Here is a 12908-nt window from a genome sequence, read left to right as displayed (position 1 = left end):
CGCTGGTGCACTGACGAATGGGTCAGCAGCAGTTGAGAGCGACTGTCCTGCATCATGTACAGCAGGCGATCACGTGGATACTCCACATCCAGCGGCACGTACACGCCACCGGCTTTGAGCACCGCGAGGAACGCCACCATGATCTCGGCACTGCGCGGCATGGCGATGGCCACACGCACTTCCGGGCCAACACCACGGGCGATCAGCGCATGGGCCAAGCGGTTGGCCTGGCGATCGAGTTCACCGTAACTCAGGGTTTGCGCGTCGAACTTCACCGCCACCGCGTCGGGATTCTCCCGCGCGCGGTCAGCGAACAGCTCATGCACCAGGCGCTGGGCCGAGAAGCCTGAGTCGGTGCAATTCCACACCTTCAGAATGTGCTGTTGCTCAGCGTGATCCAGCAGGTTCAACTGACTGATGGGCTGCTGCGGATCGGCAACCATTGCCTGCAACAGGTTTTGCCAGTGCCCGGCCATACGCTCGATGGTGGCCGGGGCAAACAGGTCCGTGGCGTAACTCAGGGAGGCGCGCAGCGTCTGGCGGCTTTCCTCCACGTCCAGCGCCAGGTCGAACTGCGCGACGCCTTCATCCCAGCTCAAGACCTCGACGTGCAGGTCGGTCAATCGGTGCAGATGGCTGTCGGCCGAGGTGACGCGGTGGTTGAACAGCACCTGGAACAACGGGTTCAGGCTCATGCTGCGCTCCGGTTGCAGCGCCTCCACCAATTGCTCGAACGGCAGGTCTTGATGGACCTGGGCTTGCAGAGAGCGTTGACGGACTTGGCCGAGCAATTGCGCCACGCTCATCTGCCCGTGGATATCAGCCTTGAGCACTTGGGTGTTGACGAAGAAGCCGATCAACCCCTCGGTTTCCAGGCGGTTGCGGTTGGCGATGGGTACGCCGACACGCACGTCTTCCTGGCCGCTGTAGCGGTGCAGCAGCGCCTGATAGGACGCCAGCAACACCATCGGCAGCGTCACCCCGGCGTTTTGCGCCAGCGTGCGCAGCCCGGCCAATAAGCCAGGCGCCAGCTCGATGCCCAAGCGTGCGCCGCGATGGCTTGGCAGCGCCGGCCGCTGGTGGTCGAACGGCAATTCCAGCACCGGTTGTTCACCGCCCAATTGCTCGCGCCAGTAAGCCAGTTGACGCGCCTTCTCTCCGGCTTCCATCCAGTGACGTTGCCACACGGCATAGTCGGCGTACTGGATCGGCAACGCCGGCAGGTTCGGCAACTCACCGTGGCTGAAAGCGGCGTACATCTGCACCAGCTCCTCGACCATCAGTTGCATCGACCAACCATCGGAGACGATATGGTGCTGCACCAGCACCAGCACATGATCATCCTCGGCCAGGCGCAGCAGCGTGACCCGCAGCAACGGCCCACGCAGCAAGTCGAACGGACGCGCTACCTCGGCGGCTACCCGGGCCTTGAGGTCCGCGTATTCCGTGTCGGCCTGGGCGATGTCGATCACGCCATTCTCTTCAATGACCTGAACCGTGCCGCTGGTGTCCTGGCGCAAATGGGTACGCAGGCTTTCGTGGCGCGCCAACAAGGTGTCGAAGCTGCGCTGCAGTGCGTCCAGGTTCAGCGGCCCGTGCAAACGCAAAGCGCTGGGGATGTGGTACGCCGCGCTGTGTGGGTCCAGTTGCCAGAGGAACCATTGACGTTCCTGGGCATAGGACAGCGGCAAGGGTTGCGTGCGGTCGACCTTGAGCAGCACGGGCGCAGTCACGCCCTCCTCGCCCAACGCCCGCACGAAGTCACCCAGCAACGGTTGTTCGAACAGGGTCTTGAGCGCGACTTCCAGCGCCAGCGCCTGACGCACCCGCGACACCACCCGCGTGGCCAGCAACGAATGCCCGCCCAGTTCGAAGAAGTGATCGTCAAGGCCGACTTGCGGTACTTCCAGCACCTCGGCCCAGATCGCCGCGACCTGTTGCTGCCGTGGGCTGACCGGCGCCACAGAGTGTTTGAGCGATAGACTCGCGTCGGGCTTGGGCAGTGCCTTGCGGTCGAGCTTGCCGTTGGGCGTCAAGGGCAGGCTGTCGAGGAACAGCAGGTGCGACGGCACCATGTAGTCCGGCAGGCGCTCGCGCAAGACGGCTTTGTACGCATCCTGGGTGTCGGGCGCCGCGCTGACCAGGTAGGCGATCAAGCGGTCGTTGTCGGCCAGCACCACGGCTTCACGCACGCCCTGGTGTTCGCGCAGGCAGGCTTCGATCTCGCCGAGTTCGATGCGGAAACCACGCACCTTGACCTGGTGATCGACCCGGCCGATGTACTCCACCACGCCGTCAGCCTGGTAACGGGCCAGGTCGCCGGTGCGGTACAGGCGTTCGCCCGGCGCACCGAAGGGGTTGGGCACGAAGCGCTCGGCAGTGAGCGCAGGTCGTGCGTGATAACCCCGCGCCAAGCCAACGCCTCCGATCAGCAACTCACCCGACGCGCCTTGCGGGCATGGGGTCAGCCCGGCATTGAGGATGAACAATGACGTGTTGGCGATGGGTCGCCCGACAAAAGGCTGCGCGTCAACCAAACGATGGGCGGCGGACCAGATGGTGGTTTCCGTCGGGCCATAGAGGTTCCACACCGGCCCTTGCAGGTCGAGCAGGCGCTGGGCCAGATCGCTCGGTAGCGCCTCGCCGCCACACAGGCATTGGATGCCATGCAGCAGCTCGGCGCGCGGGCTGTCGAGCAGCATGCGCCAGGTCGACGGCGTGGCTTGCAGCACGCTGGCGGAGTGTTGGTGAGCCAGATCGAGAATGGCTTCCGGGTCGAGCGCCATTTCCTGGCCGCTCAACAACACCCTGGCGCCGACCGTCAGCGGCACGTAGAGCTCCAGGGCGAAGATGTCGAACGAGAACGTGGTCAGCGACAGCACCCGTGCATCCGCACCGATGTGCAGGGTGGCGGCCATGCCGCTGGTGAAACTGCACAGCGCCTGATGCCGCACCATCACACCTTTGGGCTTGCCGGTGGAGCCAGAGGTGTAGATCACGTAGGCCAGGTGTTCCGGTGTGACGTTGACCTGCGGGTTGTGCTCAGCGCCTTCGGCGTCCTCTGCCAGCAGTACAGTCAGACCTTGCGGTTGCGCCAGTTGCCCCAACAGGTGTGGCTGGGTCAACAGCACCCGGGCACGACTGTCTTCGAGCATGAAGGCCAGTCGGTCCGCCGGGAACTGCGGGTCCAGCGGCACATAAGCGCCACCGGCCTTGAGCGTGGCCAACAGGCTGACGACCATATCCGCCGAACGCTCGACATGCACCGCCACCAGCACATCCGGGCCGACACCAGCGGCGATCAAGCGGTGAGCCAGGCGATTGGCACGCCGGTTGAGCTCGCCATAGCTCAGGGCCTGGTCATTGAATTGCACGGCGACCACGTCCGGCTGGGCCAGCGCTTGGGCTTCGAACAGTTGATGGACACAATGCTCACGCGGGTAAGCGGTATCGCTGCGGTTCCAATCGTTCACCCATTGCTGCCATTGCGACGCGCTGAGCATCGGCAGTTCATCCAGCGCCAGGGACGCATCACGCACCACGGCGCGCAGCAGGTTCTGCCAATGCTGGCCCATACGTTCCACAGTCGCCTGCTCAAACAGGTCGGTGGCGTAGGTCAGCGCAGCCCACAGGCCGTCTGCCGACTCTTCGGTCTCCAGGTTCAGGTCGAATTGGGTGGTGTGCGCCGCCCAGTCCACCGGCTGCAGGTCCAGGCCGAGCACCTGAACCTGGCCTGGGCGCAAGCTGTCCTGATGGTTGAACATCACTTGGAACAGCGGGTTATGGCTGAGGCTGCGCTCCGGCTGCAGCGCTTCCACCAACTGTTCGAACGGCAGGTCTTGATGGGCCTGGGCCTCCAGGGCGCGGCGTTTGACCTGGGCCAGCAACTGATCGAACGTCATGTGCCCGCTGAGGTCGGCTTGCAGCACTTGGGTGTTGACGAAGAAACCAATCAGCCGTTCGGTTTCCAGACGATTGCGGTTGGCAATCGGTACCCCGACACGAATCTGCGACTGCCCACTGTAGCGATGCAGCAGGGTCTGGAACGACGCCAGCAGTAACATGAACAAAGTCACATCCTGGCGCTGGGCCAAGGCCTTGAGTTCGGCCACCAACGCGGCATCCAGATGAAGGTTGTGACGTGCGCCGCAATGGCTTTGCTGCGCAGGACGTGGATGGTCCAGGGGCAGCTCCAGCACGCCATGTTCAGTGCCCAGGCGCCCACACCAGTAATCGAGCTGGCGTTGTTTTTCCCCGGCCGCCATCCAGTCACGCTGCCACACGGCATAGTCGGCGTACTGCAACGGCAGCGCCGGCAATTGAGCGTGGCCCTGATAGAGCGCCACCAGTTCATCGACCATGACCTGCATCGACCAGCCGTCGGAGATGATGTGATGCTGGGTGATCACCAGCACATGGTGATCGGCCGCGACGGCCAGCAGATTGACGCGCATCAGCGGGCCGTTGCGCAGGTCGAACGGACGCTGGATGGCTTGGGATACTGCGTGTTCGATGTTCGAAGCGTCGACCGGTTGATGCTCGATAGCAATCGACAGGCTTGGGTGAATCACCTGCCAGGCCTGCTCGCCCTCCTCCACAAAGGTGGTGCGCAACGGCTCATGGCGTTGCACCAACGCTTGAAAAGCCAGCTCCAACGCGGCGATGTCCAGCGAGCCACGCAGATGCAAGGCGCTGGGCACGTGGTAAGCGGCGCTGCCTGGGTCCAGTTGCCAGAGGAACCATTGGCGCTCCTGGGCAAAGGACAAGGCCAGCGGTTGGTTACGTTCCACGGCCACCAGTGGTGGCGTGGTGTCGGCCTGCAGCCCCGCGCAGGCTGCTGCGAACGCTTCGAGGGTCGGCTGTTCGAAAAGCGTGCGCAGTGGCACTTCCAGCGACAGTGCATGACGCACCCGGGAAATGACTTGGGTGGCCAGCAACGAATGGCCGCCACGCTCGAAGAAGTGATCGTTCAATCCCACCTGCTCGACCTGCAACACGGCTTGCCAGATGGCCGCCAGCTGAATTTGCAGGACGCTGTGGGGTACCACGTAGGCATGTTGCGCCAGGTTCAGGTTCGGCGTCGGCAGTGCGCGGCGGTCGAGTTTGCCATTGTTGTTCAGGGGCAAGGCATCCAGCACCTGCCAATGGGCCGGCACCATGTAATCCGGCAGGGATTGACGCAGGGTGTTCGCCAGGGCCTGGGTATCTAGCGTCTGGTCTTGGGCGGCGACGACATACGCCACCAATTGCGCACCCGTTGCGCTCGGCTGGGCGATCACCGCTGCTTCGCGCACTGGGGCCAGGGCTTGCAGGCTGGCTTCGATCTCTCCGATTTCGATACGGAAACCGCGAATCTTCACTTGATGGTCGATGCGCCCGACGTATTCCAGGGCACCCGCCGCGTTGTAACGGGCCAGGTCGCCACTGCGATAAAGCCGTGCACCAGGCATGGACGAAAACGGGTCCGGCAGGAAGCGTTCGGCGGTCAGTGCCGGGCGATCAAAATAACCCTGGGCCAGGCCGGCTTCAGCGCCGATGCACAGCTCGCCGACGCCATCGGTGGCCAACAATTCAAAACCACTGTCGAGCACATACAGCGAACGGCCTTCAATCGCCTGCCCAATCGGCACACCGAACGCATCGCTGGCGTCGGCCAGTTGGCAGTCATGCACACTGGAGACCACAGTGGCTTCAGTCGGCCCGTAGGTGTTGACCAGGCGCACGTCGCCCAAGCCCGCGGCGTACCAAGCGCGCAGGCCTTCCACCGACATGGCTTCACCGCCCACATGCACCTGGCGCAGGTTGCCCAAGGGACGACGGTCGACGGCGCATTCCTTGGCGAGCAAGTACCAGTAGGCCGCCGGCAAGTCGGCCAGGGTCACGCCCTGCTCGACGATTTCCCGGGCCAGTTGCCCGGCATCCCACAATTCATCGCCGCGCATGATCAGTGCCGCGCCCACGCACAGCGGCGGGTAGCACTGCTCGACGAAGCCGTCGAAGCTGAAGGTCGCGAATTGCAGCACGCGATCCTCGGCAGTCAGGCGACTGTAGCCTTCGGCGCTGTCGCAGAATTGGCCGAGAACCCCGTGGTCGATGGCCACGCCTTTTGGCTGGCCGGTGGAGCCGGAGGTGTAGATCACGTAGGCCAGGTCGGCCGCCGTCGCCCGGTTGAGTGGAGGGCTCATGGGGTAGCTGGCCAGTTCATCGCCACTTGCGCTGAAGTCCACGCGGGTCAGCCCTTGGGGCAGCGGCAGGTCGTTCAGCAAGCCGGTTTCGCTGAGCAACAGATCCAGGCGACTGTCGGCCAGCATGTAGGCCAGGCGTTCGGCCGGATAGTTCGGGTCCAGCGGCACGTAGGCCGCGCCGCTCTTGAGCACCGCCAGCAGGCTGACGATCAGTTGCGGGCCACGCCGGGCGGCCAGGCCCACGCGCTGGCCGGGGCCTGCACCCAGTTCCAGCAGGCGATGAGCCAGGCGGTTGGCGCGTTCGTTGAGCTGGGCATAGCTCAACCGCACATTGCCTGCCTGTACCGCCAAGGCATCGGGTGTGGCGTGGGCTTGAGCGGCGATACGCTCATGGACCAGCGTGCGACGTTGAGCCGTCGCCGCGGATTGACTGAGGGCAAGCACGCGGTGCTGTGCGGTTTCATCCAGCAGTTGCAGATTGCCAAGCGGCGTACGGGCGTCGGCCATCATTTGCAGCAACAGGTGCTGCAGGTTGGCGCTCAATTGCGCGACCTGCTGCTCGCTGAAACGGCTACGGTCGTAACTGAACTCCAGGCGCAGACTGGCGCCCAGCTCAATGCCCAGGGTCAGCGGATAGTGGGTGCGTTCATGGTTGTGCAATTTGCCGAAGCCCAGGCCGGCAGGTGCACCTTGTTTCAGTGCGTCGGCCACCGGGAAGTTTTCAAACACCAGCAAGGTGTCGAACAGGGCGGTGCCTTGTTGACCGGCCCAACCCTGGATGTCGTAAAGCGGCACATGCTCGTGATCACGCAGGCTGAGGTTCAGGGCTTGCAGTTCATCGAGCCAGTCGGCCACCGGCTGGGCCGGCGAAGCCGCGCTGATGATCGGCAAGGTGTTGATGAACAGGCCCAGTTGCTGCTCGATCCCTGGCAACGGCGCCGAACGCCCGGCCACAGTGGCGCCGAAAGCCACGCACGCCTGGCCGGTGTAGCGTTGCAGCAGGAGGCTCCAAGCCCCTTGCAACAGGGTGTTGAGGGTGACTTTGTGTTGGCGGGCGCAGGCGCCTAGGCGTTGGGTGAGCGCTACGCCGAGGGCCACATGATGGTCAGCCATGCCCAGGCCGTCAGCCGGTGCACGCAGCGCATCCGCCAACAGAGTGGGCGCTTGCAAAGGCATCAAAGCCGCCTTCCAGAAACCTTGGCCCGACGCCTGCTGTTGCAGCCAGCCCAGGTAATCACGGAACTGGCCCATCGGCGCTGGCAGTGCGTGACCCGCATAGTGGGCGATGACTTCGCTGAGCAACTGCGCGTTGCTCCAGCCGTCCATGAGGATGTGATGACTGGTGAAGATCAAGTGCCAGGTCGTACCCGCACCGCGTACCAGCATCAGGCGGAACAACGGCGCGTTGTTCAGCTCAAAACCGCGCTCACGCTCGGCGACAGCCAGCGCATCGAAGTCGGCATTGGCATCTTCAATCACCTGCAATTGCAGGTCGACCTGACGCGCAATCACCTGGTGAGCGCTGTCCAGGCCCAGCCAATGGAAACTGCTGCGCAGGATGTCATGCCGGTCGAGCACCGCCTGCCAGGCGCGGCCGAACGTCAATAAATCCAAGCCTTCGATGTCCAGGCGCAGTTGGTTGATATAGGCCTGCACTTCGGGCTCGTACAGGGTGTGGAACAGCATGCCCTGCTGCATGGGCGACAGCGGATAGAGGTCGGCAATGGCCGGCCCGGCGACCGGCAGCGCGTCCAGTTGCTGTTGGGTCAGACAGGCCAGCGGGAAGTCCGCCGGTGTGACCTGCCCTGCTGGCGTGGCACAGCAGTGGGCGATCAAGACCCGGAGTTCCGTGGCGTAGTCATCCGCCAGGCGCTGGATGGTCGAGGCTTGGAACATTTCGCGGCTGAAGCCCCATTGCAGCGCCAACTCACCTCCGTACACCTGCCCTTCCACCGTCAGCCAGTTGGCCAGTGGCGCCTCGGGGTCCTGGGCCTGGCCGCTGCCTTGGCTAGCGGGTACGAACAGCGCCGAGTCATCGAACTGGCGATCGAACTGCCCCAGGTAGTTGAAGGTGATACGCGGCGCCCCCAGACCGGCGAGAGAGTCACGAGCCGCAGGTACACCGAGGTAACGCAGCAGGCCATAGCCCAGGCCCTTGTCGGGCACGGCGCGCAGTTGCTCCTTGACCGACTTGATCGCGCTCGCCAGCTCGCCCTCGGCCTGCAAACGCACGGGGAACAGGCTGGTGAACCAGCCAACCGTACGGGTCAGGTCGACGTCATCGAACAGGTCTTCACGGCCATGCCCTTCCAGCTGGATCAGCGCGGCGGGTTGGCCGCTCCAACGGCCGACCACGCGGGCCAGTGCGGTCAGCAGCAGGTCATTGACTTGAGTGCGGTAAGCCGCTGGTGCCTCTTGGAGCAATTGACGGGTGAGCTCGGCATTCAAGCGGATCTCGATTTTGCTGCCCAGGCGGCTTTGCAGACCTCCTTGAGGGTTGTCGCACGGCAGCTCGGCGTCGATGGCCTGTGCCTGCCAGTAAGGCAGTTGCGCATTGAGGTCTTGTGCATGGGCGTGCAGCTGCTGCGCCCACTGCTGGAAGGCACTGGTCTTGGCTGGCAGGGGGGCTTCGCGGTAAGCCTGTTGCAGGTCTTCCAGCAGAATGCGCCACGACACACCGTCCACCACCAAGTGATGCACCACCAGCAGCAGACGTTGACTGCCATCGCCCATGTTGATCAGGGCGGCGCGCAGCAGCGGACCTTGCTCGAGGTCGAGGCTGCGCTGGGCTTCGTCGCACAGGGCGGCCAGTTGAGCGTCATCCGCAGCCTGGGACTGCCACAACCCAACCTCGCTGACCGGTGCTGCATAAGATTGCTGCCAGCTATCGGCGTGCTGCACAAAGCGCAGGCGCAGGGCGTCGTGATGATTGATCAGTTGCGTCAGCGCCGCTTCCAGGCGCGCAGCCTGCAGAGGCTCACGCGGGGTCAACAGCAACGATTGGTTCCAGTGATGACGCGCCGCAATCGCCTGGTCGAAAAAGCTGTGCTGCACCGGCGTCAGGATCACTTCGCCGCTGGCCGACCCTTGCTCAATCACGCCGGCCTGCTCAAAAGTCGCGACCAACGCCAGGCTGCGTACACTCTGGTACTGGAACACATCACGCGGACTGAGACGAATCCCAGCCTGACGCGCACGGCTGACCACCTGAATGGAGATGATCGAGTCGCCGCCCAGTTCGAAGAAGTTATCGTCCAGGCCGACGTGTTCCAGGCCAAGCACATCGACCCAGATCGCCGCCAAAGCTTTTTGCAGTGCGCTTTCAGGGGCGATGAATGCCTGTTGCGGCGTAGCGTCCGGCAACGGCAAGGCCTTGCGGTCCAGCTTGCCGTTGGCGGTGACCGGCAGCTTGGCCAGTGGGATCAGGTGCGTCGGCACCATGTATTCCGGCAGGCTGCCGAGCAACCAGGCCTTGAGGTCGGCGGGCTCGTCGTTTTCGAGCACCAGATAGGCAACCAGCTGTTTACCGCCGTGCACCAGCACCACCGCTTCACGCACCGTAGGATGCTGCATCAGGCGCGTCTCGATCTCACCCAGCTCAATGCGCAGGCCGCGCAGCTTTACCTGATGATCGAGGCGGCCGAGGTATTCGATCACGCCATCGGCACGTTGGCAGACACGGTCGCCGGTGCGATACAGGCGCTCGCCGCCCACAAACGGGCTGGGGACAAAACGCTCGCCCGTGAGCGCCGGGCGGCGGTGGTAACTGCGCGCCAGGCCGGTGCCGCCCAAGTACAGCTCACCCGAAACACCGGCGGGCACCGGATTGAGCTGGGCATCGAACACGTAGGTGGCCAGGTTGGCAATCGGGCGGCCGATGGGCACGCTGTCGGCGCCTTCGTCGACGCAGGTCCAGTGGGTCACGTCGATGGCGGCTTCGGTCGGGCCGTAGAGGTTGAACAAACCCGCCCCCGGCAGCTTGGCGAATACTTGCAATTGCGCATCCAGCGGCAAGGCTTCACCGCTGCACACAATACGCTTGAGTCCCGTGCAGGCGTGCACACCCGGTTCATGGATGAACGCCTGGAGCATCGAGGGCACAAAGTGCAAGGTGCTGATGGCGTAACGGCCGATGGTTTCGATCAGGCGCGCCGGCTCACGGTGCTCACCTGGCGCTGCGACCACCAGGCGTGCGCCGGTCATCAACGGCCAGAAGAACTCCCACACCGACACATCGAAACTGAACGGGGTTTTCTGCAAGACCGCGTCGCCGGCATCCAGACCGTAGGCCTGTTGCATCCAGCACAGGCGGTTGACCAATGCGCGATGACTGTTGCCCGCCCCCTTGGGCTTGCCGGTGGAGCCGGAGGTGTAGATGACGTAGGCCAGGTTCAACGCGTGGATATTGACGGCGAGCGATTCAGTGCTGTAGCCGTCGAGCCAATCTGAGGCCTGGTCCAGGGCTATCACCTGTGCGCCCGCAGCAGGCAGCATCGGCAGCAGGCTTTGCTGGCTCAGCAGCAGCGTAATGCCGCTGTCTTCGATCATGTAGGCCAGACGGTCCTGAGGGTATTCAGGGTCCAACGGCACGTAGGCACCCCCGGCCTTGAGGATGGCGAGCAACCCCACCACCATCTCGACGGAGCGCTCGACGCAGATCCCGACCAACACATCCGGGCCGACGCCCTGCTCGCGCAAGGCGTGGGCCAACTGGTTGGCGCGGGCGTCGAGCTGGGCGTAGCTCAGGGTGCTTGCACCGAACTGCAACGCCGGTGCGTGCGGCGTGCGTTTCACCTGATCCTCGATCAACTGATGAATGCCACGCTCGGTCGGGTACGCCTCGGCGGTCCGGTTCCAGGCGTTCACCAGCACATGGTGTTCGTCGGCGGCCAGCATCGGCAGTTCACCGACGCGTTGGTCACCCTCCTCAACCATGGCGTGCAGCAAGCTGATCCAGTGACGCGCCATGCGCTCGATGGAAGACGCGTCGAACAGGTCGTTGGCGTAGGTCAGCGCCGCATGCAGGGTGCCAGACTTTTCATAGGTGTCGAGGGTCAGATCGAACTGGGTGGTGCGCCCTTGCCACTCCACCAAAGCCAGTTCCAAGCCGGAGGCCGTGCTGACGGCGGCGATATCCGCCACCTGTGGCTGGTGGTTGTACATCACTTGGAACAAGGGTGTATGGCTGAGGCTACGCTCGACCTTCAAGGCTTCCACCAGACGCTCGAAAGGCAACTCCTGATGGGCCTGGGCACCCAGGGCGTGCTCCTTGATGCCTTGCAGCAACTCGGCGATACGGGTCTGCCCGGCGAGTTCGGTACGCAACACCTGGGTATTGACGAAGAAACCGATCAGCCCTTCGACCTCTGTGCGGTTGCGGTTGGCAATCGGCACGCCGACGCGAATATCGCCCTGCCCCGTGTAGCGATGCAGCAAAACGTTGAACGCACCGAGCAGCAACATGAACAGGGTGACGTTATGGGCCTGCGCGCAACCACGCAGTTGCGCGGCCAGTGCCGGGTCGATCGCGAAATCATGGCGAGTGCCCTGATAGCTGGGCATGGCCGGGCGCGGGCGGTCCGTCGGCAGCTCCAACACCGGATGCTCATCACCCAGGCGCGCCTGCCAGTACTCCAACTGACGCGCCTGCTCTCCGGCTTCCAGCCAGCGACGCTGCCACAGGGCGTAGTCGCTGTACTGGATCGGCAGCACCAGCAGTTGGGGCGCCTCATTGCGATCGTGGGCGTCGTAGCAGCGAATGAACTCGTCGATCAGTACGTTCATCGACCAGCCATCGGAGACGATGTGGTGCAGGGTCAGCAGCAATACGTGCTCCTGCTCATCGAGCTTGAGCAGTTGCACACGCAGTAGCGGGCCGTTTTCCAGGTCGAACGGCTGCAGCGATTGACGGGTTGCCGCGTCATTGACGGCCTGCTCACGCGCATCGCCCGCCAACGCGCTGAGATCCAGGTGTTCAATGGCCAGCGACGGCACCTTGGCGACTTGCTCCAGGCGATCATCTGCCTGGCACTGGAACACCATGCGCAAGGTTTCATGGCGCGCCACCAGGCTGGCGAAGGCTTGCTCCATTGCGCGCACATTCAATACGCCCTTCAGCCGCACGGCACCGGGCAGGTTGTAGGCGCCACTTGCCGGGTCCAACTGCCAGAGAAACCACATGCGCTGCTGTGCGTAGGACAGCGCCTGGCGATCCTCCACTTCCACCCCTGCCGGTATCGGAAACCGGGAAAAATCCACACCTTCTTTCTGCAAGGCTTGCAGGAACACTTGGCGTTTTTCCAGGGGCAGCCCGATAAACCGGCGAGCAAGTTTCAAGGAGTCTTCAGCATTCATTTCTTGGAGTCCGGAGCAATAGGCGGGAAGCACAAAGGCACGTCGTCCCTATAAAACGAACCGGGAAGGGAAAAATTAGCGGGGGATGGGGCCGGTATGACGGGGATGCAGCTACCGGGAACGGTCCTACACAAAACCCGTACGCAAATGATGTTACGGGTGCAAAAACTGGCCTAGGGTGACCAGCCTCAGGTCACCGAACTACTGCAGTCAGGAGAAGCCGCTCAGTGAATCGCCCATTGAAATACAGAGGACACACCGGATCGGTCGAGACCAGCGTCGAGGACAATTGCCTGTTTGGCAGGGTTTTGTATATCGACTCTCTGGTCAGTTACGAGGGTCAGACCGAAGAAGCAATCGAGGCAGCCT

The 12908-nt window shown here is 63.5% G+C and carries 1 protein-coding gene; it reads right to left on the bottom strand.

Annotated elements, in window-relative coordinates:
• Nucleotides 1-12539, bottom strand: a 12539-nt coding sequence (locus AC07V4_RS25565; protein ID WP_492637956.1) for a non-ribosomal peptide synthase/polyketide synthase, incomplete at its 3' end; no start/stop codon positions are given.
• Nucleotides 12540-12908 lie beyond the last annotated feature (369 nt).

This window comes from Pseudomonas sp. GW821-FHT03A09, assembly GCF_059421065.1.
Note: the sequence above shows the minus strand (reverse complement) of the source record. Positions and strands in the feature narration are given on the sequence as shown.